This window comes from Enterobacter wuhouensis, from assembly GCF_004331265.1.
Taxonomy (GTDB): domain Bacteria; phylum Pseudomonadota; class Gammaproteobacteria; order Enterobacterales; family Enterobacteriaceae; genus Enterobacter; species Enterobacter wuhouensis.
In genome coordinates, this window is record NZ_SJOO01000012.1 from 15,675 (window position 1) to 40,521 (window position 24,847).

General features: G+C 57.4%; 24 protein-coding genes, 2 tRNA genes and 1 riboswitch. Of the genes, 13 read left to right on the plus strand and 13 right to left on the minus strand.

Annotated features, from left to right (window positions below; all coding sequences use genetic code 11):
• Positions 1–161: 161 nt before the first annotated feature.
• Entirely contained in the window at positions 162–1,346 is a 1,185-nt protein-coding gene (locus E0L20_RS20075; RefSeq protein ID WP_131635487.1) for a NupC/NupG family nucleoside CNT transporter, read from the plus strand.
• Between the two features lie 81 nt (positions 1,347–1,427).
• Here E0L20_RS20075 and E0L20_RS20080 read toward each other — a convergent pair whose 3' ends face one another.
• Positions 1,428–1,847, minus strand: a complete 420-nt coding sequence (locus E0L20_RS20080; RefSeq protein ID WP_131635488.1) for a DUF3574 domain-containing protein — start codon at positions 1,845–1,847, stop codon at positions 1,428–1,430.
• Between the two features lie 115 nt (positions 1,848–1,962).
• Positions 1,963–3,471: a sodium/proline symporter PutP gene (gene putP, locus E0L20_RS20085; protein WP_131635489.1), complete on the minus strand. Its 1,509-nt coding sequence runs from the start codon at positions 3,469–3,471 to the stop codon at positions 1,963–1,965.
• 423 nt (positions 3,472–3,894) lie between these two features.
• On the opposite strand from putP, the gene putA reads away from it, so the two are divergent.
• Together putA and E0L20_RS20095 are read left to right on the plus strand one after the other, a co-directional pair.
• Entirely contained in the window at positions 3,895–7,857 is a 3,963-nt protein-coding gene (putA, locus tag E0L20_RS20090) for a trifunctional transcriptional regulator/proline dehydrogenase/L-glutamate gamma-semialdehyde dehydrogenase (protein ID WP_131635490.1), read from the plus strand.
• A gap of 101 nt (positions 7,858–7,958) precedes the next feature.
• Positions 7,959–8,348: a lysozyme inhibitor LprI family protein gene (locus E0L20_RS20095; RefSeq protein ID WP_131635491.1), complete on the plus strand. Its 390-nt coding sequence runs from the start codon at positions 7,959–7,961 to the stop codon at positions 8,346–8,348.
• 70 nt (positions 8,349–8,418) lie between these two features.
• Here the strand turns inward: E0L20_RS20095 and rutR are convergent, their stop codons facing one another.
• From rutR to E0L20_RS20110, 3 genes are all read right to left on the minus strand, one after another.
• Entirely contained in the window at positions 8,419–9,057 is a 639-nt protein-coding gene (rutR, locus tag E0L20_RS20100; protein ID WP_131635492.1) for an HTH-type transcriptional regulator RutR, read from the minus strand.
• Complete coding sequence (locus E0L20_RS20105; protein ID WP_131635493.1) at positions 9,054–9,980, minus strand: DMT family transporter; 927 nt, start codon at positions 9,978–9,980, stop codon at positions 9,054–9,056. Before E0L20_RS20105 ends, rutR begins: the two co-directional genes overlap by 4 nt.
• Before the next feature lie 116 nt (positions 9,981–10,096).
• Positions 10,097–10,270, minus strand: coding sequence for a con-10 family general stress protein (locus tag E0L20_RS20110; RefSeq protein ID WP_131635494.1), 174 nt, complete (start codon positions 10,268–10,270; stop codon positions 10,097–10,099).
• A 391-nt stretch (positions 10,271–10,661) separates the two neighbouring features.
• On the opposite strand from E0L20_RS20110, the gene wrbA reads away from it, so the two are divergent.
• Together wrbA and E0L20_RS20120 are read left to right on the plus strand one after the other, a co-directional pair.
• Complete coding sequence (gene wrbA / locus E0L20_RS20115; RefSeq protein WP_131635495.1) at positions 10,662–11,258, plus strand: NAD(P)H:quinone oxidoreductase; 597 nt, start codon at positions 10,662–10,664, stop codon at positions 11,256–11,258.
• Positions 11,259–11,278: 20 nt separating this feature from the next.
• Positions 11,279–11,506, plus strand: a complete 228-nt coding sequence (locus E0L20_RS20120; RefSeq protein ID WP_131635496.1) for a YccJ family protein — start codon at positions 11,279–11,281, stop codon at positions 11,504–11,506.
• A gap of 32 nt (positions 11,507–11,538) precedes the next feature.
• Here E0L20_RS20120 and agp read toward each other — a convergent pair whose 3' ends face one another.
• Positions 11,539–12,780, minus strand: a complete 1,242-nt coding sequence (gene agp / locus E0L20_RS20125) for a bifunctional glucose-1-phosphatase/inositol phosphatase (protein ID WP_131635497.1) — start codon at positions 12,778–12,780, stop codon at positions 11,539–11,541.
• Positions 12,781–12,934: 154 nt separating this feature from the next.
• On the opposite strand from agp, the gene E0L20_RS20130 reads away from it, so the two are divergent.
• Positions 12,935–13,378 (plus strand): winged helix-turn-helix transcriptional regulator, encoded by a 444-nt coding sequence (locus tag E0L20_RS20130; RefSeq protein WP_131635498.1) that lies wholly within the window; start codon positions 12,935–12,937, stop codon positions 13,376–13,378.
• Between the two features lie 126 nt (positions 13,379–13,504).
• Positions 13,505–14,299, plus strand: coding sequence for an SDR family NAD(P)-dependent oxidoreductase (locus tag E0L20_RS20135; RefSeq protein ID WP_131635499.1), 795 nt, complete (start codon positions 13,505–13,507; stop codon positions 14,297–14,299).
• 1 nt (position 14,300) lies between these two features.
• On the opposite strand, the gene E0L20_RS20140 is transcribed toward E0L20_RS20135, so the two are convergent.
• Positions 14,301–14,660 carry a winged helix-turn-helix transcriptional regulator gene (locus E0L20_RS20140; protein ID WP_042718861.1) on the minus strand — a complete coding sequence of 120 codons (360 nt, stop codon included), beginning with the start codon at positions 14,658–14,660 and terminating at the stop codon, positions 14,301–14,303.
• A 100-nt stretch (positions 14,661–14,760) separates the two neighbouring features.
• Between E0L20_RS20140 and E0L20_RS20145 the strand changes: the two genes are divergently transcribed.
• The gene (locus E0L20_RS20145; RefSeq protein WP_131635500.1) at positions 14,761–15,510 is read left to right on the plus strand and encodes an SDR family oxidoreductase; all 750 of its coding nucleotides are present in this window, start codon (positions 14,761–14,763) and stop codon (positions 15,508–15,510) included.
• 1 nt (position 15,511) lies between these two features.
• Here E0L20_RS20145 and E0L20_RS20150 read toward each other — a convergent pair whose 3' ends face one another.
• On the minus strand, positions 15,512–16,015 hold the full coding sequence (locus E0L20_RS20150; protein WP_131635501.1) for a DedA family protein: 504 nt from the start codon (positions 16,013–16,015) through the stop codon (positions 15,512–15,514).
• Positions 16,016–16,174: 159 nt separating this feature from the next.
• Positions 16,175–16,344: riboswitch (M-box (ykoK) riboswitch) on the plus strand.
• A 60-nt stretch (positions 16,345–16,404) separates the two neighbouring features.
• Between E0L20_RS20150 and E0L20_RS20155 the strand changes: the two genes are divergently transcribed.
• Positions 16,405–17,406, plus strand: a complete 1,002-nt coding sequence (locus E0L20_RS20155; protein ID WP_131635502.1) for a magnesium transporter — start codon at positions 16,405–16,407, stop codon at positions 17,404–17,406.
• Between the two features lie 62 nt (positions 17,407–17,468).
• Here the strand turns inward: E0L20_RS20155 and E0L20_RS20160 are convergent.
• A tRNA-Ser gene (locus E0L20_RS20160) sits at positions 17,469–17,556 on the minus strand.
• Between the two features lie 158 nt (positions 17,557–17,714).
• Here E0L20_RS20160 and E0L20_RS20165 point away from each other — a divergent pair.
• From E0L20_RS20165 to E0L20_RS20175, 3 genes are all read left to right on the plus strand, one after another.
• The gene (locus tag E0L20_RS20165) at positions 17,715–18,728 is read left to right on the plus strand and encodes an ABC transporter substrate-binding protein (RefSeq protein ID WP_131635503.1); all 1,014 of its coding nucleotides are present in this window, start codon (positions 17,715–17,717) and stop codon (positions 18,726–18,728) included.
• Positions 18,729–18,793: 65 nt separating this feature from the next.
• Positions 18,794–19,756 (plus strand): FecCD family ABC transporter permease, encoded by a 963-nt coding sequence (locus E0L20_RS20170; protein ID WP_242673426.1) that lies wholly within the window; start codon positions 18,794–18,796, stop codon positions 19,754–19,756.
• A complete protein-coding gene (locus tag E0L20_RS20175; RefSeq protein ID WP_131635505.1) occupies positions 19,753–20,511 on the plus strand; it encodes an ABC transporter ATP-binding protein in 759 nt (252 codons plus the stop codon). Before E0L20_RS20170 ends, E0L20_RS20175 begins: the two co-directional genes overlap by 4 nt.
• Positions 20,512–20,554: 43 nt before the next feature.
• On the opposite strand, the gene E0L20_RS20180 is transcribed toward E0L20_RS20175, so the two are convergent.
• Together E0L20_RS20180 and E0L20_RS20185 are read right to left on the minus strand one after the other, a co-directional pair.
• Positions 20,555–20,642 (minus strand) — tRNA-Ser (locus tag E0L20_RS20180).
• Between the two features lie 144 nt (positions 20,643–20,786).
• Positions 20,787–22,415: an ABC transporter substrate-binding protein gene (locus tag E0L20_RS20185; RefSeq protein ID WP_131635506.1), complete on the minus strand. Its 1,629-nt coding sequence runs from the start codon at positions 22,413–22,415 to the stop codon at positions 20,787–20,789.
• 269 nt (positions 22,416–22,684) lie between these two features.
• Between E0L20_RS20185 and yccA the strand changes: the two genes are divergently transcribed.
• Positions 22,685–23,344: an FtsH protease modulator YccA gene (yccA, locus tag E0L20_RS20195; protein WP_131635507.1), complete on the plus strand. Its 660-nt coding sequence runs from the start codon at positions 22,685–22,687 to the stop codon at positions 23,342–23,344.
• A 54-nt stretch (positions 23,345–23,398) separates the two neighbouring features.
• On the opposite strand, the gene E0L20_RS20200 is transcribed toward yccA, so the two are convergent.
• Both E0L20_RS20200 and E0L20_RS20205 read right to left on the minus strand, forming a co-directional pair.
• Complete coding sequence (locus tag E0L20_RS20200; protein WP_131635508.1) at positions 23,399–23,875, minus strand: hypothetical protein; 477 nt, start codon at positions 23,873–23,875, stop codon at positions 23,399–23,401.
• The gene (locus E0L20_RS20205) at positions 23,872–24,624 is read right to left on the minus strand and encodes a winged helix-turn-helix domain-containing protein (RefSeq protein WP_131635509.1); all 753 of its coding nucleotides are present in this window, start codon (positions 24,622–24,624) and stop codon (positions 23,872–23,874) included. The genes E0L20_RS20200 and E0L20_RS20205 overlap by 4 nt, the downstream gene beginning before the upstream one ends.
• Positions 24,625–24,847: the final 223 nt, after the last annotated feature.

Sequence of the window (24,847 nt, forward strand, 5' to 3'; positions counted from 1 at the left end):
AAGCGAAATGTGTGGTGTTTTAATGACGAGATGTAAACGCATCGCGAGGTAATAGTTGCGATCGTAACCGTTAAGTTTATAAGTTATAACGAAAATGCCCGTTTACGGTTAAGCGGCGCTGTGGCTAAATATCCGCCTCGAAAACCAACCGAAAATAAACCATGTTCAAGATTGTCCATTTCCTGCTGGCGCTGGTGATCATCCTCGCGCTCGCCTGGCTGGTGAGTTTCGACCGCCGAAAAATTCGCATTCGCTTTATTCTCCAGCTGATTGTTATTGAAATTGCGCTGGCGTTCTTTTTCCTGCACGCCGAAAGCGGCCTGTTCATTATTAAATATGTTTCCGGCTTCTTTGAGTCGCTGCTTAAATTTGCCGCCGAAGGGACCAATTTTGTCTTTGGCGGAATGGCTGAAAAAGGGCTGGCGTTCATTTTCCTCGGCGTACTGTGTCCGATTATTTTTATTTCCGCACTGATCGGTATTCTTCAGCACTGGCGAATTCTGCCGATCTTTATTCGGGTAATTGGCACGCTGCTGTCAAAACTGAACGGCATGGGCAAGCTGGAATCCTTCAATGCGGTAAGCTCGCTGATCCTTGGCCAGTCGGAAAACTTCATTGCCTACAAGGGCGTGCTGGGGGATCTCTCCTCGCGCCGTCTGTTCACCATGGCCGCTACGGCGATGTCGACCGTCTCCCTGTCGATTGTCGGTGCCTACATGACGATGCTGGACGCCAAATTTGTCGTGGCGGCGCTGATCCTGAACATGTTCAGCACCTTTATTATTCTCTCCGTCATTAACCCTGTGCGCCCGGAGGCGGAGCCGGATATCAAGCTGGAAAAACTGCACGAGTCCCAGAGCTTCTTTGAAATGCTGGGCGAGTATATTCTGGCCGGCTTCAAGGTGGCGATGATTATTCTGGCAATGCTGATCGGCTTTATCGCCCTTATTAGCGCCGTGAACGCCCTTTTCTCCAGCCTGTTCGGCATGAGCTTCCAGCAGATTTTGGGCTATGTGTTTTATCCGCTGGCGTGGCTGGTGGGTATTCCGCTGAGCGATGCCCTGAACGCGGGCAGCATTATGGCGACCAAGCTGGTGGCGAATGAATTTGTGTCGATGATCGAGCTGCAAAAAATTGCCCATCAGATGTCACCGCGCGGGCTGGGGATTTTATCCATCTTCCTGGTGTCGTTCGCTAACTTTGCCTCCATCGGCATTGTGGCCGGGGCGATTAAGGGCCTGAACGAGCAGCAGGGCAACGTGGTGTCGCGGTTTGGCCTGCGTCTGGTGTACGGCGCGACGCTGGTGAGCCTGCTGTCGGCGAGCTTTGCGGGGTTGGTGTTGTAAGTTTTGTGCCGTTTGTGCCCGGCGGCGCTTCGCTTGCACGGGCCTACGATACAATAACGGCGGGTTATCCCGCCGTTTTCATTAAAACTGCACGCACACCGGCTGGTCGACCCGCATCACCGACTCCTGCGCGAAGCGCGACTTATAGATCCCGCGCAGCGCTTCGATGTTCTTCTCGCTCTGGGCATCTTTACCGTGGATCAGCATCAGCGCTTTGCTCGGCTCGCGCGCCACTTTCCCGTCGTTCCCCAGCCACTGCCCGCGCGCGTCAAACACCGTTAAGCCATCGCGGAAGCGCGGCGTCACGTCCTGGTCAACAAACTGCTGCCATTCGTTGCCTGTGATTTGTGCCCCGGCCGGACGATTCAAGCCGAAATAGAGCGTGGTCTGCTGCATCTGGTTATCCGCCCTGCAGCTCTCTACCGCCGCGTGCTGCGATGGCGCAGTACAGCCAGCCAGCATCAAAAATGCCGCCGCCATCAACCCTGTTTTGATTGTCATGCTTCGCTATCCTCATTGTTATAAGTGTAGCGATATCAACGTAATTCTGGAAAATTTGCAAGAAAAAGCCGGGTGGCGCTAACGCTTACCCGGCCTATGGTGTTACGTGGGAAAATTATTCCGGCTGCAGCTTAGACGGAGGTGCGGAGTGGTAATGCGCGTCCGCTTCCGCAAAGCGTTTCTGCATGGAGGCAGAAGGCGCTTTACCCAGCAGGCTGAACACCACGATACCAATGCTGCCGAAGATGAAGCCCGGGATGATTTCGTACAGGCCCAGCCACGCGAACTGCTTCCAGACGATGACGGTCACCGCACCGATGATCATGCCCGCCAGCGCGCCGTTACGGGTCATACGTGACCACATGACGGAGAACAGAACGACAGGACCAAACGCCGCACCAAAGCCCGCCCACGCGTAGCTCACCAGTCCCAGCACGCGGTTTTCCGGGTTGGCCGCCAGCGCGATGGCAATCAGCGCCACCACCAGCACCATAAAGCGCCCTACCCATACCAGCTCTTTCTGGCTCGCGTTTTTACGCAGGAAGGCCTTGTAGAGATCTTCGGTGATTGCGCTGGAGCAGACCAGCAGCTGGCAGCTCAGGGTGGACATGACCGCCGCCAGGATCGCGGAGAGCAGGATACCGGCAATCCACGGGTTGAACAGGATCTGCGCCAGCTCGATGAACACGCGCTCGGCGTTCTGGTTCACCGCACCCGCCTGCGCCGGGTTGTTGTTGAAGTAGGCGATGCCGAAGAAGCCGACCGCACACGCGCCCGCCAGGCACAGGATCATCCACGTCATGCTGATGCGACGCGCGTGAACGATGGTGTGGTGAGAATCCGCCGCCATGAAGCGCGCCAGAATGTGCGGCTGACCAAAGTAGCCCAGCCCCCAGCCCATCAGGGAGACGATGGCAACGAAGTTCAGCCCCTTCAGCATGTCGACGTTTTCGATGCTCTTCTGCTTGATCACTTCCAGCGAATCGCCAAAGCCGCCGACGGTGAAAATCACAATCACCGGCGTCAGGATCAGGGCGAAAATCATCAGGCTCGCCTGCACGGTGTCGGTCCAGCTCACCGCCAGGAAGCCGCCCACGAAGGTATACAGAATGGTTGCCGCCGCACCGGCCCACAGCGCCGTTTCATAGCTCATGCCGAAGGTGCTTTCGAACAGGCGCGCCCCCGCCACGATGCCGGAGGCACAGTAGATGGTGAAGAACAGAAGAATAACGACCGCAGAGATAATGCGCAGAACGCGGCTGTTATCTTCGAAGCGACCGGTGAAGTAGTCCGGCAGCGTCAGGGCGTTGTTGTTGGCTTCGGTGTGCACGCGCAGACGGCCTGCCACCAGCTTCCAGTTGACCCACGCGCCCACGGTCAGGCCGATGGCAATCCAGCTTTCGGAAATACCAGAGATGAAAATCGCGCCCGGCAGCCCCATCAGCAGCCAGCCGCTCATGTCGGATGCGCCCGCAGAGAGTGCGGTCACCATTGGGCCCAGGCTGCGGCCGCCCAGGATGTAGTCGTCAAAGTTCTTCGTTGAACGCCATGCCAAAAACCCTATCAGGATCATGCCAAATATATAAACGAGAAATGTCACCAGCATCGGTGTGCTAATAGCCATTTAAATTCTCCAAATGTGTCGAGCGACAACCGTCCGGGCTGCCTTGTTATATGATCACCGGAACGAGGTGAATGTATCTTGTGTTTCTGTTGGGCGCGCTATCCTGCCGTATGCGCATCGCGCTGACAAACGATTTAACACTGCATTTACATCAAATTCATCCCCGGTTTGATACGACTTTCCTATAGGTTGCACTCGCTCACGCTTTTACGGGTTGCACCTTTTAAAAGTGTTAAGTTCCGCATAAAAACAGGCCTCACATGCAGAAGCCCGCTATTTTTTCCAGCTAACTATTCGTTAACAATCCATTCATTTCCCAGCTTGCAGACCAGGTCACATTTAACACGGTTGCACAAAGTTGCAACATGGTGGATATTTCACGCTAACGACCAAACGTAATTAAAGAACAACAGGAGTTTTGGCATGGGGATGACCACCATGGGGGTTAAGCTGGATGACGCAACGCGCGAACGGATTAAGTCCGCAGCCACCCGAATTGACCGCACGCCGCACTGGCTAATCAAACAGGCGATTTTTAACTATCTGGAAAGACTGGAGAGCGACGAAGGTCTGCCGGAGCTGCCTGCCCTGCTGGCGGGTGCCGCCAATGAGAGCGAAGAAGCGACAGCCGCTGCCGAAGAGAACCACCAGCCGTTCCTCGACTTCGCCGAGCAGATCCTGCCCCAGTCCGTCAGCCGTGCCGCCATCACCGGCGCCTACCGCCGTGCCGAAACCGACGCCGTGCCGATGCTGCTGGAGCAGGCCCGCCTGCCGGACGCCATTGCCGCACAGGCGCATAGCCTGGCCTATCAGTTAGCCGACAAGCTGCGCAACCAGAAAACCGCATCCGGCCGCGCCGGGATGGTGCAGGGGCTGCTGCAGGAGTTTTCCCTCTCCTCACAGGAAGGCGTGGCGCTGATGTGCCTCGCGGAAGCGCTGCTGCGCATTCCCGACAAAGCCACCCGCGACGCGCTGATCCGCGACAAGATCAGCAACGGTAACTGGCATTCCCACATTGGCCGCAGCCCGTCGCTGTTTGTGAACGCCGCAACCTGGGGCCTGCTGTTTACCGGCAAGCTGGTCTCTACCCACAACGAAGCCAATCTGTCGCGCTCCCTGAACCGCATCATCGGCAAGAGCGGCGAGCCGCTGATCCGCAAGGGCGTGGACATGGCGATGCGCCTGATGGGCGAGCAGTTCGTCACCGGCGAAACCATTGCCGAAGCGCTGGCGAACGCCCGCAAGCTGGAAGACAAAGGCTTCCGCTACTCCTACGACATGCTGGGCGAAGCGGCGCTGACCGCCGCCGACGCGCAGGCCTATATGGTCTCTTACCAGCAGGCGATCCACGCCATCGGCAAAGCCTCTAACGGCCGCGGGATTTATGAAGGCCCGGGCATCTCCATTAAGCTCTCCGCCCTGCACCCGCGCTACAGCCGCGCGCAGTATGACCGCGTAATGGAAGAACTCTACCCGCGCCTGAAGTCCCTGACCCTGCTGGCGCGCCAGTACGACATCGGTATTAACATCGACGCCGAAGAGGCCGACCGCCTGGAGATCTCCCTCGATCTGCTGGAAAAGCTGTGCTTCGAGCCGGAGCTGGCGGGCTGGAACGGCATCGGCTTCGTGATCCAGGCCTACCAGAAGCGCTGCCCGTTCGTCATCGACTACCTGATTGACCTGGCAAGCCGCAGCCGCCGTCGCCTGATGATCCGCCTGGTGAAGGGCGCCTACTGGGACAGCGAAATCAAACGCGCCCAGATGGAAGGTCTGGAAGGCTATCCGGTCTACACCCGCAAGGTTTACACCGACGTCTCCTACCTCGCCTGTGCGAAAAAGCTGCTCGGCGTGCCGAACCTGATCTATCCGCAGTTTGCGACCCACAACGCCCACACTCTGGCGGCGATCTACAGCCTGGCGGGTCAGAACTACTATCCGGGCCAGTACGAGTTCCAGTGCCTGCACGGCATGGGTGAACCGCTGTACGAGCAGGTGACCGGGAAAGTGGCGGACGGCAAGCTGAACCGCCCGTGCCGTATCTATGCTCCGGTGGGCACTCACGAAACCCTGCTGGCGTATCTGGTGCGTCGTCTGCTGGAAAACGGGGCGAACACCTCCTTCGTTAACCGCATTGCCGACACCACGCTGCCGCTGGACGAGCTGGTGGCCGATCCGGTGCAGGCCGTTGAGAAGATGGCGGCGCAGGAGGGTCAGATCGGCCTGCCGCATCCGAAGATTGCCCTGCCGCGCGAGCTGTACGGCGCAGGCCGCGTCAACTCTGCGGGTCTGGACCTGTCGAACGAGCACCGTCTGGCCTCCCTCTCCTCTGCTCTGCTCAACAGCGCACTGCAGAAGTGGCAGGCCAAACCGATTCTTGAGCAGCCCGTCGAGGACGGCGAGATGCAGCCGGTGATCAACCCGGCGGAGCCGAAGGATATCGTCGGCTACGTGCGTGAGGCCACGGAAGCGGAAGTGGACCAGGCGCTGGACAACGCGGTGAACAACGCGCCAATCTGGTTCGCCACCCCGCCGCAGGAGCGTGCCGCCATTCTGGAGCGCGCGGCGGTGCTGATGGAAGATCAGATGCAGCAGCTCATCGGCATCCTGGTGCGCGAAGCGGGTAAAACCTTCAGCAACGCCATTGCCGAAGTGCGCGAGGCCGTTGACTTCCTGCACTACTACGCCGGCCAGGTTCGTGATGATTTCGATAATGAAACGCACCGTCCGCTCGGCCCTGTCGTCTGTATCAGCCCGTGGAACTTCCCGCTGGCGATCTTCTCCGGCCAGATTGCCGCCGCCCTTGCCGCAGGCAACAGCGTGCTTGCAAAACCTGCCGAGCAGACCCCGCTGATTGCCGCACAGGGCATCAACATTCTGCTGGAAGCCGGCGTGCCGGCGGGCGTTATTCAGCTGCTGCCGGGCCGCGGTGAAACGGTCGGTGCCAAACTGACCTCCGATAACCGCGTGCGCGGCGTGATGTTTACCGGCTCAACCGAGGTAGCCTCCCTGCTGCAGCGCAACATCGCTACCCGCCTGGATGCCCAGGGACGCCCAACCCCGCTCATCGCGGAAACCGGCGGCATGAACGCCATGATCGTGGACTCCTCCGCGCTCACCGAGCAGGTAGTGGTTGACGTGCTGGCCTCGGCGTTCGACAGCGCCGGCCAGCGCTGCTCCGCCCTGCGCGTGCTGTGCCTGCAGGACGACGTGGCGGATCACACCCTGAAGATGCTGCGCGGCGCGATGGGCGAATGCCGCATGGGCAACCCGGGCCGTCTCACCACCGACATCGGGCCGGTGATCGACGCGGAAGCCAAAGCGAATATTGAAAATCACATTCAGACCATGCGCGCCAAGGGCCGTCCGGTATTCCAGGCGGTGCGTGAGAACAGCGAAGACGCCCGCGAATGGCAGTCCGGCACCTTTGTACCGCCAACGCTGATTGAGCTGGCGAGCTTTGACGAGCTGAAAAAAGAGGTCTTCGGCCCGGTGCTGCACGTGGTGCGCTATAACCGTAACAACCTCAACGAGCTGATTGAGCAGATCAACGCCTCCGGCTACGGCCTGACGCTCGGCGTGCATACCCGCATCGACGAAACCATTGCACACGTGACCGGTAGCGCCAAAGTGGGCAACCTGTACGTCAACCGCAACATGGTCGGCGCCGTGGTTGGCGTGCAGCCGTTCGGCGGCGAAGGCCTCTCCGGCACCGGTCCGAAGGCGGGCGGCCCGCTCTACCTGTACCGCCTGTTGGCGAACCGTCCGGAAAACGCGCTGGGCGTGACGCTGGCGCGTCAGGACGCGGATTATCCGGTGGATACGCAGGTGAAAGCCGTGCTGACCCAGCCGCTGAACGCACTCATCAAGTGGGCAGATAAGCGCCCGGAACTGCGTGCCGTTGCAGAGCAGTACGGCGAGCTGGCTCAGGCCGGTACGCAGCGTCTGCTGCCGGGGCCAACCGGCGAGCGCAACACCTGGACGCTGATGCCGCGCGAGCGCGTACTGTGCGTGGCGGATAACGAACAGGACGCGCTGGTGCAGCTGGCCGCCGCCGCCGCCGCGGGCTGTGAGGTGCTGTGGCCGGAAGACGGTCTGCATCGTGACCTGGCAAAACAGCTGCCGAAAGCCGTTTCTGCCCGCATTCACTTTGCGAAGGCCGATGCCCTCATGGATCAGCCGTTCGACGCGGCGATCTATCACGGTGATTCCGACCAGCTGCGCGAACTGTGCGAGCAGGTGGCGGCCCGCAGCGGCGCGATCGTTTCGGTGCAGGGCTTTGCGTGCGGGGAAACCAACCTGCTGCTGGAGCGTCTGTACGTGGAGCGCTCGCTCAGCGTCAACACCGCGGCGGCGGGCGGTAACGCCAGCCTGATGACCATCGGCTAATCGTGTAAATTCTCCCCGGTGGCGCTACGCTTATCGGGGCTACGCAACAACCGTAGGCCGGATATGCGCAGCGCATCCGGCTTTTTTACATGGAGGGGATGATGAAATACTGTCTGATCGCAGGTGCAGCCCTGCTTATGAGCGTAAACGCGCTGGCCGATGGATGCGCTAAGGCCAGCACCCAGTCGGAGCTTAACGCCTGCGCGGCGGGGCAGTACCAGGCTGCGGATAAAAAGCTTAACCAGACCTACCAGGCGGCTATGAAGCGCGCGGCTGCCCCGCAGCGCGACCTGCTGAAAAAGGCGCAGCAGTCGTGGATCGCCCTGCGTGATGCGGACTGTAAGTTGATGGGTTCAGGAACCGAAGGCGGCACCGTTCAGCCGATGATTATCAACCAGTGCCTGGCGGAGAAAACGGTGGAGCGCGAAGCCTTTCTGGCCTCCCTGATGCAATGTGAAGAGGGCAATTTAAGCTGTCCCCTCTCCCCATAGGGGCAAGGGAGAAAAGACAGCACAGAACAGTACCCTCTCCCCTTTGGGGAGAGGGTTAGGGTGAGGGGAACTAGCGCACGCGGATCCCTTCGATAATCATCCGCTGCACGTTGTCCAGCGTACTCTGGAAAAACGCTTCATCCTGCAAGGTTTTACCGGTCACCGCTTCAACCTGGGCCGCAAAGTCAGCGTAATGCTGCGTTGCGGCCCAAATCATAAAGATCAGATGATGCGGGTCGACGGGAGCCAATTTTCCGCTGGCGACCCATCCGGCAATAATGGCCGACTTATCTTCCACCAGCTGTTTTAGATCGCCGGTCAGCGCTTCCTGCAGCAGCGGCGCGCCCTGCAGCATCTCCAGACAGAACAGCCGCGACGCCTGCGGGTAATCGCGCGATACCTCAAGCTTCAGACGGATGTACTCCTCGATTGCCACCAGCGGAGCCAGCTCTTCGCGGAACGCTTTTAACGGCGCCAGCCAGATATCGAGGATCTGCTGCATCACCGCCACATAAAGCGCCTCTTTTGAGGGATAGTAATAGAGGAGATTGGTTTTCGACACGCCGGCCTGCTCCGCGACCTGCTCAAGGCGCGTGCCGTGAATGCCAAACTGCGAAAAGGTCTCCAGCGCCGCGCTGAGGATCGCCTGCTTTTTGGCGCTTACCGCCCGCGAACGTTTGCCGGGTACTTTCACCGCGCCTTGCGTCATTCCTGCTCTCCATAGGCCACCGCGCCGTCATTCTCCGGCAGCGTTTTTTTCTTCCGCTTGAGCTTTAGCTCGCTCACCAGCACCCCGGCAACGATAAACGCCGCCCCAACCAGCGCCAGCAGCGGCAAGCGCTCCCCGGCAATGCGTCCGAAGATACCGGCCCACACCGGCTCGCCGGTGTAGATGACCGTTGCCCGGGTCGGGGATACGCTGCGCTGCGCCCAGTTCATGGTGACCTGAATAATGGCGCTGAAGATCCCAAGCCCGAGAGCCACCACCACCAGCCCGGTGGACATCGGCGGCACTGATTCCCCTGCGGGAACCATAGCGGCAAAGGCTACCAGCGACGCCGTCGCCAGCTGCACGACCGTGACGCGCTTGACGTCAACTTTTCCCGCCCAGGCGCTGATCAGAATAATTTCCGCCGCAATGGCGATCGCCCCCACCAGGGTGATCATTTCGCCAGGCCCCAGCGCCAGCAGGTTGTTTTCCGGCCCGGCCAGTAAAATCAGCCCGATAAACGCCAGCACGATACCGATACAGGACATCAAACCCGGCATTCTTCCCAGACACAGCCACTGCAGGAGCGGCACCAGCGGCACATACATGGCGGTGATAAACGCCGATTTGCTGCTGGAGATGGTCTGTAGTCCCCACGTCTGCAGGCTGTAGCCCATCGCAATCGCAACGCCAATCGCCACCCCGGCCTTCAGCTCCCTGAGGGTTAATCCGCGCAGGGTTTTTAGCGAGATTAAGGCCACGGCAATCGCCGCCGTCGCAAAGCGCAGGCCGACAAAGAAGAAGGGATCGCTCAGCGTAACCGCATACTGGACGGCAAGGAAGGTTCCGCCCCAGAACATGGTGATCAGAATAAGGATCGCTTCCTGAGGTTTGACGGAGAATTTGAAACGGGAGAGAGACATGAGACACCAGCACTAAGAAACAATCCTGTAGTGTGCGATGCCTTTGGTTACAGTTCAATGTTGCAGAAATAAAAAAACCGCCGGGAGACCCGGCGGCAGGGAGTTAGCCCGGCGTATTACTTGCTATTGCTGCCATGGCTGTTTTTACCCCCTTTTTTGCCAGCTTCTGATGCACGTTGCGGATCATTCTTGAAGTTACCTCCGCTATGCTGGCCACCTTTACGACCTGCTTCTGATGCTCTGTCACGGTCTTCAGCGAAATTACCGGAACCACCACGATGGTTTGCCATCTCTAACCTCCAGAATGTGAAACATTAGACATCATACTGCATTCAGTAAAAGAGGATTCTTTCACCTCGCGACAAAAGTTCAGTACCTTTAACTGCGCCGCGTGAAACTAAGCTTAGTGGAATGAGGCCATCCGGCAAGCCGAAGGTAATATTCTGCAATAACATCCGCGTGATTTGGAGACACGCAGCAAGAGATTATCCATAAGTCTTTCTTATCATTCTGAAAAATTCACCCGGTGAATATGTTTCATATTGCTACAAGGCACAATCGTTAACATATTGTTATAAATCAAAGAAGTGGCGTTAAAATTTGCAGTCTGGCTATCACGACTTATCTTTAAATGAACGCAGCGATTCGCTGCCAGAAAAAACAAACGAGGAGTGATGCAAAATGGCAAAAGTTCTGGTGCTCTATTATTCCATGTATGGACACATTGAAACCATGGCTCACGCCGTTGCCGAAGGCGCAAACCGGGTGGACGGCGTTGAGGTGGTGGTGAAACGCGTACCGGAAACCATGAATGCCGAGGCGTTCTTAAAAGCGGGCGGTAAAACGCAAAACGCACCTCAGGCAACTCCGCAGGAACTGGCTGACTACGATGCCATCATCTTCGGCACCCCTACCCGCTTTGGCAATATGTCCGGCCAGATGCGAACCTTCCTCGACCAGACGGGCGGACTCTGGGCCTCTGGCGCGCTGTACGGCAAGGTCGCCAGCGTATTCAGCTCTACCGGCACCGGCGGCGGCCAGGAGCAGACGATCACCTCAACCTGGACTACCCTTGCACATCATGGGATGGTCATTGTGCCGATTGGCTACGGCGCACAGGAACTGTTTGATGTTTCTCAGGTGCGCGGCGGTACGCCGTACGGTGCAACCACCATTGCCGGTGGCGACGGCTCGCGCCAGCCAAGTGAAGAAGAACTGGCTATCGCCCGCTATCAGGGTGAACACGTCGCGGGTATTGCCAAAAAACTGCACGGCTAAACCCCAACAGGAGGACAAGTATGCCAACGCAAGAATCTAAAGCTCACCACGTGGGCGAATGGGCAAGCTTACGTAATACTTCACCGGAAATTGCCGAGGCTATCTTTGAAGTCGCGAAATATGACGAAAAGCTGGCAGAGCAGATTTGGGAAGAAGGCAGCGATGAGGTGCTGATCCGCGCCTTTGAAAAAACGGACAAAGACTCGCTCTTCTGGGGTGAGCAAACCATCGAACGTAAAAACGTCTAACGTTCCCCCCCGCCGCAGCGGGGGGTTTTCTTCTATTTCGCCGCGTCGTTCATCACCGCATTGAATTTATCGATTGGGCAGAAGCCGTTTGCATCAATCGGGCACCCTTTTAGCTCCAGCGTCACGCGCTGTGCCGGGGATTCCAGCGACAGCACGCTGGCGTTTCGCAGCTGTTCCGAGCTTTGGTAAACATACTCAATCTTCATCAGCTCGCGGTTGGCGTTTTTGTCATGCCAGCGCTGGAAGACAATTTTGCCCCCAATCGGCGTGCGCTCCTGCTGGTCATGCAGCTGGTAAGTTTTGAAGTCCAGCGCGGTGAGCAGCGAGGCGATGTTCGAATCATGCCCGGCCAGAAGAGTGATTTTTGGCGCTTTAGCCTGCTCGGTCACCAGCGCTTTGTCGATATACTTCACCAGCGGTTTGGCGACGTTTTGCGCCACGTCGGTGGAGGTGAACAGCGAATCCTGATAGCCGTTTTTCAGCTTAGACAGCACGCGCCACTGCTGGTCGGTTTTGATTTCGCCCCAGGCCACCTGGTCCGTAGGGAAGCCTTCGTAATACTGCAGGGTGAAGGCATCCACCAGCGAGTTCCCCACCTTGAGCGGCCCGGAAACGCCGGGCTCTTTTTCATAGTCGGCGCTGAAGGTATCTTTCGCCTCCGTCAGGGAGCAGACTTTTTTCTCCTTGCAGGACGGCGAGTCGGCGTAATTCGTCAGCTGTTCCAGCAGCCTGTAGCTCTCATCAAGCTGCATTTTCTGCCGCTCGGACTCCATCGCCTTGAGCGCTTTTTCGCGGAATTCCGGCGAATTGTCGGTGATCACCGGATTGAAGGTTGGGTCCATGGTGCCCATTTTTTCCTGGTGATGGACGGGAATGTCACACCCCGGGAACGCGCCGGTGATAAAGAACTGCGCGGTGGCGACGGTACGCTGCAGGCTGTTGGCGTAGGCATAAACGCTATCCGCTGGCGGGCATTCGCCGCTGGTCACCATTCCCTGCTGCGCCAGCCACTCGCGCATATAGTGCCCCATATAGACCTCCAGCACGCCGCCTTTGGTCGTGAGCTGACCACCCGGCACCTCCCACTCCGGCCACTGCTTCGGCGTGGACTGCTCCAGCACGCTGCCGTTATTGGCGAGCGGCGCGCGCAGGTTGTGGCGACTCATGATCAGGACCTGTTCTAACTGATACCCGTCCGGCGTGTCCTGCGCCTGTGCGGCAAACGTCAGTGAAAGGCTGCCAGCCACTGCAACAGCAAGTAGTGCTTTTCTCATCCCTTTTTCCTCATGCGTTTTTTTAATGTCGCACTGAGTGTGACAGATCCGTGACAATTTTCCGGGAAGCATTTCTCAAACTGATGATTAACTCGCTTACGGATGGCGTAAAACAGTTTTATAATAAAACCATGCCCCCGCTGGAGACCGTATTGTGAAACGTACCCGCCTTGAAGAGAGCACCTGCCCCGTCGCCCGTTCGCTGGATATCGTGGGGGACTGGTGGTCATTGCTGATTGTTCGCGACGCGCTGCGCGGCATCAAACGCTTCGGCGAGTTTCAAAAAAGCCTCGGTATCGCCAAGAACATGCTGACCACGCGCCTGAAGCTGCTGGTGGAGGAAGGCATCCTGACGCTCCAGCCCGCGTCCGACGGCAGCGCCTGGCAGGAGTATGTCCTGACCGACAAAGGCCGCGCCCTGCAAACGGTGCTGGTCGCCCTGTCGCAGTGGGGCAATGAATTTTTGTTTGCCGACAACGAATGCGGCACCGTGCTGGTTGATACCCAACAGCGTAAACCCCTGCGTAAACTGGCGCTTATCGCCGACGACGGCCGCCAGCTTTCCCCAGAAGAGATCGTGCCTAAGCTCCCCTCCTGATCGCCCCCGCCCGGCAAAAGTAAAAAATTGCGTGCAATATGGTTGCATTATAAAACCAAATGACAGAGAGTTAATTCAGTTTCATATTGAAACCAAATAACCCACTTTGCTTTGAGGTAACGCACGATGACTACGCAAATCACCACCGCCCTGATCACGGGTGCCTCCTCCGGAATCGGTGCCGTTTATGCCGATCGTCTTGCCGCGCGCGGTGCTAACCTGGTGCTGGTCGCCCGCCGCGAGGATCGCCTGAAAACCCTCGCTGCCGACCTGCGCACGCGCTACGGTGTGGCCGTCGATATTCTGGTGGCCGATCTCACCGACGAGACCGGGATCCGCGCCGTGGAAGAGGAGCTGCGCAGCAATACCGCGATTGATACGCTTATCAACAACGCGGGCACGGCGCAAATGGCCCCGTTCCTCTCGGGCGAGGTGGCGCAGCATCAGGCCATTAACACCCTGAACACCACGGCGCTGATGCGCTTAACCTACGCTATCCTGCCCCGCCTTGCGCAGAAAAACCGCGGGACGCTGATCAATATCGCCTCGGTGTTAGCGCTACACGTCCGCGCCGGTAGCGCCCTCTACAGCGCCACCAAGGCGTGGGTACTGAGCTTTACCCGTGGGTTACAGGAAGAATTTGCCGACAGCAGCGTGCGCATTCAGGCCGTGCTGCCCGCCGCCACGGCGACGGAAATCTGGAGCCATTCAGGCGTCACGGTGAACGATCTGCCGGAAGGGTCGGTGATGACCACCGACGATATGGTCGACGCGTCGCTGGCGGGTCTGGATCAGGGCGAGCTCATCACCATCCCGCCGATGCACGACGCCGGCCTGTGGGATCGCTACGAAGCGGCGCGCCTTGAGCTGTTTGGCAGCGCGCGCACCGGCATTCCGGCACCGCGCTACGTCAAACGCTAGCCTAACGCTCCAGCTGGTCGCCGTACTCGCTTACCCAGGCGGCCAGCGGGGAGAGCGCTCCCTGAAGGGTTAGCCCCAGGTCGGTTATCTGATACTCCACGCGCGGCGGGATCTCCGGATAGACCGTCCGCGTTACCAGCCCGCGCTGTTCAAACAGGCGAAGCTGTTTGGTCAACTCTTTTTGGGTGATGGGCGCGGCCGCCCTGAGCAGCTCGCCAAACCGCACGGGCGTATTGAGGATAATCAGGCGATAGAGGATCGGGATCGCCCATTTACCGGAAATCAGGTTCACAAACTGCGTCATGGGGCAGGTGTAAACCTCAGATTTTTTTTCGCATGACACGTCCAGCATTTCTGCCATAGCACACCTCTTGCCGCTTTAGTATCCATTTGGTACCTAGTTCCCTTTCGATACTAACGTTTCTATAGTGCTTTCTCCAGTGACATTTCAGGAGAACAACATGGGTCGTTTAACAGAGAAATATACGCTGATTACCGGCGGCACCAGCGGCATCGGCCTCGCCACCGCGCAGGCGTTTATCGCCGAAGGCGCGCACGTTGCCGTTACCGGACGTAATCCGGATACCCTTGCCGAAGCAGAGCGCATTCTGGGCGATAAGGCCTGGGTGATCCCGACCGATGCGGGAGATATCACCTCGCAAAAAGCGCTGGCGGAAACTCTCGCCGCCCGCTGGCCGCGCCTGGACGCGGTGTTTCTCAACGCGGGCGACGTGACGCACGCGCCGCTGGAAGCCTGGCAGGAGGATGCCTGGGACCGCCTGATGAACATCAACCTGAAGGGACCGTTCTTTCTCATTCAGGCTTTGCTGCCGCTGCTGAATAACCCGTCCTCGGTGATCCTCTGCGGCTCCGTGAGCGCCCGCATTGGCCTGCCCACCAGCAGCGTGTATGCCGCGAGCAAGGCCGCCCTGCTGTCGCTGGCGCGCACGCTGTCGGCGGAGCTGCTACCGCGCGGGATCCGCGTCAACGGCCTGAGCCCCGGCCCGGTAGAAACCCCGGCGTTTACGAAGACGGGCCTGAGCGACGAGGCGCTTAACGCGATGATGGCTGAGGTCATCAAGCTGGTCCCGCTCGGCAGAATGGGTTCGACGACGGAGCTGGCAAAAGCCGCGCTCTATCTGGCGTCCGACGAGTCGAGCTACACGTTAGGAACGGAGCTGCTGGTGGACGGCGGAATGGGGAGTCTGTAACTCAAAAGGCGCTGATGCCGGTGACGATGCCGACATACAGCGCCGCCCATACGCAGGCGGAAAGCAGGCTGACGGCGTAGGCCTTTGCTACATTCAGCCTGAGCATCCCCGCCGCCAGCGGGACGATGTAACGCAACACCGCCAGAAAGCGCGACGTAAACAGCACGATGACACCGTTCTTTTGCAGCTGATGCTGTACCCGCAAGAACTTGTCGGCATGCTTTGAGGTGAAACGCGTGACCAGCCGGGAGTGCCCCATCAGCTGGCCGATATGGTAGTTCAGCACCGAACCCGCCGCTGCGCCCAACACCACGGCCAGCCACGCCAGCGCAGGATGCATGCTCGCCTGGCTGACGGTTATGCCCGCCAGCAGCATCACCGAGGCGGGCGGCAGCACGGAGGAGATCAGCACCGTCGATTTACTCAGCGCCATCACAAATAACAGCGCGAAAAGATGTGCCGGGTAGAGCGCAAAATGATTCAGCAAATTATCAAGCCACGTCATTTTCCTCTCCTCCATTGATTATTTAATTCTTCATTAGAAATGAATCACCTTAAATAAATCCTCAACGCTTTATTAATAAGATTCTTCTAAACCGTTCTTAAACATTATTTAATTTCCCGAGCGGCAATATTAAATAAGCGTATTATCCCTCTCGTTTTACAACGATCTCGTTATGGCGAGGCTCCTGTACAAATACACGTTATCGCTCTGGTGGGTTCGAGAGAACCGGCACAGGGTAAAACAGGCACTGTCGAATCAAGGCTTTGTCAGTATAACTTCCCTTGCGGGATACGGTGTACAGTGCTGAACCCAGGACGTGGGGATCTCCTCTTCGACATGCCCTGTCTTGCTCGCCCCTGAGAGATGTTATTATTCAAAGGGAATTCACTATGTCTTACGCTATTCACAACCAAAATCTGGCATTCAACGACAGCGCGGTCGCGCAATATATGAATACCGATTTTATCGTCCTCGATATTTCATTATGCGTGGCGCTGGCGCGCGAGCAGTTTTTCGAAAAATTAAAAGACGATGATATTCCGTCGCATATTTTTATTGAAGATAACGGACGCCTGGCGGGCATGATTGCGGTGCGCAAATTATTGCAGACCGCGGATACGCTACAGCCGGTGAAGGCACTGATGATATCGGAATTTATCCAGGTTAAACCCGACGATGAACGTGCCGATGTTGCCGGACTGCTGGCTCACGGCAGCGCGGATGTGGTGCCAGTGGTGACGCACGGCAAGCTGGTCGGCTGCCTGACCGAGCGTGAAATTGCCCACCTGCTGGAAGATGACGTCACCGAAGACGCCCAGCTTCAGGGGGCGACGCTGCCGCTGGAGAAGCCCTATCTGGACACCAGCCCGTACAGTCTGTGGAAGAAACGCTCCGTCTGGCTGCTGCTGCTGTTTGTCGCGGAAGCCTACACCAGCTCGGTTATCCAGCATTTCGAAGAGGCGCTGGAATCCGCCATTGCGCTGGCGTTTTTCATTCCGCTGCTGATTGGCACGGGCGGGAACAGCGGCACGCAGATCACCTCGACGCTGGTGCGCGCGATGGCGCTGGGCGAAGTCCATCTGCGCGACGTCGGGCGCGTGCTGCGTAAAGAGATGACCACCTCGCTAATGATCGCCGTTACGCTGGGCATTGCCGGCTGTATTCGCGCCTGGATGATGGGTATAGGGCTGGAAATCACGCTCATCGTCAGCCTGACGCTGGTGTGCATTACGCTGTGGAGCGCGATTGTGTCATCCATTATCCCGATGGTCCTCAAACGCTGCCGTATCGATCCTGCCGTGGTCTCCGCGCCGTTCATCGCCACGCTGATTGACGGCACCGGGCTGATTATCTACTTCAAAATTGCCCAGTACACGCTGGGACTGGAATAACCCACCGCACCGCCCCAAAGCAAAAACCCCTGCGATATTGCTATCGCAGGGGTTTTCTAATTTGGCGGAAGCGTAGAGATTCGAACTCTAGAACCCTTTCGGGTCGCCGGTTTTCAAGACCGGTGCCTTCAACCGCTCGGCCACGCTTCCAAAGTGAGGCGCACTATAAACATCTCTCGGCGCTATGTAAAGCGGGAAATGAAGGAATTTGAATGTCTTCCGTCAGAAATCCCCCTTTACTGCTCTCTGTTGCTCTGAACATAAAATTATGTATTATGTTATAACATAACAATTTGGAGTTCAGGATCGTGTCTATCAATAAAGCGCTGCTGCTGGCTACACTGCTGACGTTTACGCATATCACTTTTGCATCAACAAGTTATCCGTTAACTATGGAAAACTGCGGGCTCAAGGAGACGTTTACGCAGCCGCCTCAGCGGGTCGTAACCGTCGGCCAACACGAAACTGAACTGCTGCTAGCGTTAGGCCTGGAAAGCAACATCAGCGCCACGTCGGTTTGGTTTGGCAAGCTGCCGGACGCGCTGGCTGAGAAAGGCAAAAACCTTCATAAGCTTGCCGATAATTCGCCGTCATTTGAATCCGTTGTGGCGCAGAAACCCGACCTCGTCCTCGCGCAGTATCACTGGCATATCGGCCCGCAGGGTGAAGTGGGCACCCGCGAACAGTTTTCGTCGCTGGGAGTAAAGACGTGGATCTCCCCTGCCGACTGCATGAACAAAGGGGTTACGGAGAATTCGAACGCTGACGGGGCGCGCACCGCACCCTTTACGCTGACGGAAATCAAACGCGAAGTTACGGAGCTGGCGGCCATTTTTAATGTTTCAGCGCGAGGCGAGCAGCTCAACCGCGAGCTGACGGCGCGCATTGATAAGGCAAAAGCCCGGGCGCGCGCCTCCTCCACGCCGCTGAAGGTCGTCTTTTGGTTCTCCAGCAGCCGCCTGAACGGCGATCCCTGGGTTGCGGGTAATTACGGCGCGCCCGGCTGGATCGCCAGCACGCTCGGTTTACAGAACGTCATCGATTCCCACGATGAGTGGCCCGCCGTGACCTGGGAACATATCGCCCGGTCGCAGCCGGACGTCATCGTGATTGCGGATATGTCCCGCCGACTCTATCCGGCCGACGACGTGGCGGTAAAAGAAGCGTTTCTGCGAAGCGATCCGGTGACAAAGAACATTCCAGCCGTTCAGAAAGGCCGCATTATCGTGGTCCCGGCGATGTCGCTAAATCCCTCGCTGCGCAACGTCGATGCGGTTGAACACATCAGCCAGCGGCTGGCAGCGTTTCAGCGCGAACAATGAGAAAATTGTCATCCACTTCCCGCCAGCACGGGCTGCTGGCGGCTGGCGTCCTGGCATTGCCCCTGATGCTGATTTTCGCCGCCAGCATTGGCGATATTACCATCTCTTTCACGAGTACGGGTAAAGCCATCCTCAACGGGCTGGGACTCACCTCGTTCGACCTGCCGCAGATTGAGGAAGGCATTATCTGGCAATACCGCATGAGTCGGGCCCTGATGGCGGCGTGCAGCGGCGGCGGCCTGGCGCTCTGCGGTCTGGTTCTGCAGTCGATACTGCGCAACCCGCTGGCGGAACCCTATCTGCTGGGCATTTCCGCTGGCGCCTCGCTGGGCGCGGTGTGCGTTATGCTCCTGGGGCTCGGCGGCAGCACGCTGGGCGTCAGCAGCGGTGCCTTTATCGGCTCCTGCGCCGCTTTTGCGCTTATCATGGTGATTACCAACGGCATGACCGCCAGTCCGCCACGGATTTTGCTGGCGGGGATAGCCGGTACGCAGCTTTTCAACGCCCTGACGGCGTATGTCGTCAGTACGTCCGCCAATGCCGAACAGTCCCGTAGCGTAATGTTCTGGCTTTTGGGAAGCCTGAGCGGCGTTCGCTGGCCCGACGCGCTGCTGGCGCTGGCCGTCACGCTTTCCGGCTTGCTCGCCGTGTTCATCTTTTCCCGGGCGCTGGATACCTTCACCTTTGGGGATGAGGTTTCAACGACGCTGGGTATTCCGGTGACCCTGGTGCGCATCGCGCTACTGCTGGTCTGCGCATTGGTCACGGCAACGCTGGTAAGCGCTATCGGAGCCGTAGGATTTGTTGGGCTGGTTATCCCGCACGCGACGCGCATGCTGAGCGGATCGGGCCATCGCCATTCCATCCCGCTGACGTTTCTCACTGGCGCCCACTTTATGATTCTGGCCGATATTGTGTCGCGAACCCTTATCGCAAACCAGGTGCTCCCCATCGGCGTGGTGACGGCCCTGGTGGGCGCTCCTGCGTTCGTCATACTTCTCTATCGCAACAGGGAGGATAAAAAATGAATATTTCTGTTTCCGGACTGACGATGACCCGGCAGGCCCAGACCGTGCTGAACAATATCACCCTCGAGTTTTCATCCGGGCAAATTACCGGCCTTCTGGGCCCTAACGGCTCGGGAAAATCCACGCTGCTGCGCTGCCTTGCCGGCCTTTTTCCGCGCCACGCCCATCACGTTGCGATCGGGGACGTGGCGCTGGGGGAAATGCCGCTAAAAGCGCGCGCCCGCTGCATGGCGTTTGACCCTCAACACGTGGAGGTCGACGGCGATCCGTCCGTCGAGGAGATTGTGCGCCTGGGGCGTACGCCTTACAAAAGGCCATTTCAGGGCACCAGCCGCGAGGATGAAGCGGCGGTGAATGCATCCTTAATCCAGATGCAGCTGTGCGAACTGCGTAAGAAAAGGTGGCGGCAATTATCGGGAGGCGAGCGCCAGCGAACCCAGATCGCCCGCGCGCTGGCCCAGCAGCCGCGCGTGCTGTTGCTTGATGAACCGACAAACCACCTGGACATTCAGCACCAGCTGGAGCTGATGCGGCTCATTTCTCGCCTCCCGCTCACGGTGGTCGTCGCACTGCACGACCTTAACCTGGCGGCAAATTTCTGTCAGAGACTGGTGCTTCTGAAATCCGGGCGGGTTTCCGCCGCAGGAGAACCGGACGAAGTCCTGACCCCGGAGAAAATTGAAATGACCTGGAACGTCAAAGCCCTGGTCAGGCGGGAAGCGGCACGGATCGCGATTGGGTATCAGATGGCGTAAACGAAAAAACCCTGCGATATTGCTATCGCAGGGTTTTCGAATTTGGCGGAAGCGTAGAGATTCGAACTCTAGAACCCTTTCGGGTCGCCGGTTTTCAAGACCGGTGCCTTCAACCGCTCGGCCACGCTTCCTAAGTGAGGCGCACTATAAACACCTCACCGCGTGCTGTAAAGAGCACGCCCATTCGTTCGCTTTAAAAATAGACAAAATGAGTTTAATCGGTTGAATAGACAACATATTGGCCATTTTCTCAGCATAAAATACACCGTCCAGCCTTAGTGCTTTTTGATGTACATATCTTTAGTGAAATAGTACCCGAGCTTGTCCGGCGTGAATCCCCCCACCCACGGCTTCACCAGGTGCGTGCGAACATAGTGATAAACCGGGATCGCGGGAACATCTCGCCCGAGCAGATCTTCTGCCTGCTGGTAGAACTTACCGCGCTCTTGCGGAGTTTTCGCTTTGGCAGCATCCATCAACGCCTTGTCGTAGTCCGGGTTGCTGTACTGGCTGGTGTTTTCGCTGTCGCCGGTGCGGAAGTTATTCAGGAAGGTTGCCGCGTCGTCGTAATCGGCGATCCAGGCATAGCGCACGGCGTCAAAGTTGTGGGTGTGCATGGTGTCCAGCATGGTTTTCCACTCCTGATTTTGCAGCTTCGCGTCCACGCCGAGATTTTTCTTCCACATCGAGCTGGCGGCAATGGCGATACGCTGGTGCGATTCAGAGGTGTTATAGAGCAGGTTGAAGCTGAGCGGATGATCGGCGTTAAATCCGGCCTCGGCCAGCAGCTTTTTCGCCTCGGCGATGCGTTTGTCCATCGGCCAGCTGGCGTAGTCCGGGTTCTGTAACTTCACGCCACCGATATCCGGCTGGCTAATTAGCCACGCCGGGCGCTGCCCCTGCCCCAGGACTTTCTCTGCGATGATGTCCTTATCCAGCGCCATGTTCAGCGCCTTACGCACGCGAACGTCGTTGAACGGCGGTCGGGTGGTGTTGAACTCGTAATAATAAGTGGCAAGCTGCGGAGAAACGTCCAGTTCGCTGCCCAGCGTTTTCTTCAGCTGGGCAAACTGGTTGATCGGCACCGTATAAACGATGTCGATTTCACCCGCCTTATAGCGGTTGACGTCCGACGCTTCGGACGTAATGGGCAGATAGGTCACTTTGTTGATAACGGTATGTTCGTTATCCCAGTAGCGCGGGTTACGCTCGGCCACGATGCGCTCGTTAACCACCCACTGCGACAGTTTATACGCGCCGCTGCTGACAAAATGGTCTGGTTTGGTCCACTTATCACCGTAGCGACCAATCAGGACCTTATCCACCGGGACCAGCGACGGGTGCGCCAGCATCGCCAGGAAGGCCGCGTTGGGCTGCGTGAGCGTCACTTCCAGCGTGGTGTCGTTGACCGCCTTCACGCCGAGCGTGTCGGGGGCTTTTTTGCCCTGGGCAATATCCGCCCCGTTCACAATGTGCATATTGCCCGGATAGCTGGCGTACGGTGAGGCCGTTTTAGGATCGACCAGACGCTGCCAGCTCCAGACGATGTCCTCGGCGGTAATCGCGGTGCCGTCGCTCCAGGTGATGCCCGGGCGCAGATGGAACGTCCAGACGGTGTTGTCCTTGTTCTCCCATTTCTCCGCCAGACGCGGCTGTATCTCGCCCTGCGGGGATACGCTCACCAGCCCGTCGAATAAATCGCTGATAATATTGAATTCAACATCGCTTTCGACTTTATGCGGGTCCAGCGATGAGGGCTCACTGCCGTTATTCCTGACCAGTTCCTGCCTGTCCGCCAGCGGGGTTCCTGCCGGCACGTTAGCCGCCCGACCTGCCGTGCTGGCGCACAGTATGGCGGCGGCTAACAAAGAGAGTGTAAAGTTAGTGCGTGTTTGTGGTTTCATTTCCTTCGCCTTATTGTCTGTTTTATGACGATCCGGAAATAACTCTTAGCGCTCGGGCTTAAATAAGGCAATATATTTCAGTAACCTATAAGAGGTTGATCTGAATAAAACCGTCAAACCGCTGTTCATACCGTTGAAAAGGATTTCTTTAGAATAAATCACCAGCTTCAGCGCTAACGTGCTGAGTAAAGATGGGTAAAACCATTTTGAGTCTGGCGTCCCGTTTCCTATTCTTGCCGTTAATTACATCTGTCATAAGAGAGTGACTCATGGATCGTATCATTACGTCTTCACGCGACCGCACATCGCTACTCAGCACCCACAAGGTGCTGCGCAATACCTATTTTATGCTTAGCCTGACGCTGGCGTTTTCCGCAATCACCGCAACCGCCAGCACCGTGCTGATGCTGCCGTCTCCGGGGCTTATCCTGACGCTGGTCGGCATGTATGGCCTGATGTTCCTGACCTATAAAACCGCTGACAAACCGGTCGGTATTTTGTCTGCATTCGCCTTCACCGGCTTCCTGGGCTATATCCTGGGGCCAATCCTTAACGCTTACCTGTCTGCCGGAATGGGTGACCTGATCGGTATGGCGCTGGGCGGCACCGCGCTGGTGTTCTTCTGCTGCTCGGCCTACGTGCTGACCACGCGTAAGGATATGTCCTTCCTCGGCGGGATGCTGATGGCGGGTATCGTGGTGGTGCTGGTCGGTATGGTGGCGAACATCTTCCTGCAGCTGCCTGCTCTGCATCTGGCGATCAGCGCCGTGTTTATCCTGATTTCATCGGGTGCCATCCTGTTTGAAACCAGCAACATTATTCGCGGCGGCGAGACGAACTACATTCGCGCAACCGTGAGCCTGTACGTGTCGCTGTACAACATCTTCGTCAGCCTGCTGAGCATCCTGGGCTTCGCAAGCCGCGATTAAGCAGAACGTGAATAATAAAAAGGAGAATGCCCCGGCATTCTCCTTTTTTATGCCTTAATCACCCCGGCAAATATAGGTGGGGTAACGCCGGTCCTGAATCAGCCACACCGAGGGCGAAAGCTCGGAGATCGTGAGATAGTAGCGGGCGGTCGGCCAGGCGAAGCTTCCCCACTGGGCATCGGGGGTATTGTCATTGTGTCGACGCCAGGTTTTGGTGTAGCTCAGGACAATCACCTTATCATCGTCCCGTCGCTCCCACGTAAAATCCACGTCCCTGTCAACGATCAGGCTCCGGCCCTCAGCCTTTGCCGCGCCTTTGTAGGTGGTCAGGCCGGTGCCGTTACGATGAAAATAGAACTGGGCAACGGCGTTGACCTTCACTTCATTTGCCTTTCCTTCATTGCGCGTAAAATTAAACTCGGTGCTGCAGGCCAGCGCATCGCGCTTAAAGGCCCCGCCCGTGTAGATAAAGAGCGCAAACGCTCCGCCAATAACCGCGCCACCCAGCCCGAACAGAAGTTTGTTTTTCATTCTTCCGCCCCGCTTTTATAGCGAATAGTTTTACACAGGCTGGCTTCACTTACCGGGCAGGCACCGATGAACACCTCATCGGCGGCGGCAAGCGAAAAGCGGGCGCTGAAATAATAAATGTTGTACTCCTCACGCTCGCACGCGACGTTATTTTTCTTCAGCAGCTCGGTCAGTTTCGATAACACCAGCGGTCGGCCATGATCGTTAACCACCCAGAGCCGACAGCCGGCTATTTTTTCCTTAACGGGTTTTAGGGTCGCGGGCACGGTTATCTCAAGCTGTCGGCTAAAAAACAGGCTAAGCCCCACGGCTGACGTCGTTAATACCGCTAAAACCAGCCACCACTTTTTGGATAAACGCTTATATCCTGACGGCTGTTCGACGGACGGCTGAGGCACTTCGGGCGTAACGCTCTCTACGGGCTTAAAAATAACGTCGGCGTCAAAGCGGAATCCAAACCGGGGCACGGTCACGATAAACTCGTGGCTGTCGCCCAGGGCGTGGAAACTTTTGCGTAATTCGCTTACCGCCTTGTTGAGGTTATTTCCCGATGGCGTAAAGCCGAACTCCTCCCATACGCGAGTGATCAATTCCTCCCGGCTCAGGTCGCGCCCTTTATGGCGAATAAATTCCTGTAAAAGACGAACGGCCGGAGCCGAAAGCGTTAATACAGACTCGGGTTGCCCAACAATACTTATTGCATGTGCTTCAGGATCGAATAACAACGAATTATTGCATATAAAAAACATCTTTCATTCTCGGCTGTTACCGCATGCTTTTTAATCCCTGATACAACGACAAGAAAATCGCCTCCTGAACTGATTATTTTTTCATCAGAAGGAGTTTTCTCCCCATCCCGGGTCGCGGTATTTTCGCTTAACTATACAACCTTAAAGCCAGGAAAGCAGGATAAAAAACTGTATATAACGAGTTAATTAATACAAATTTTCACAAACCGCTGTTCTGGTTAAA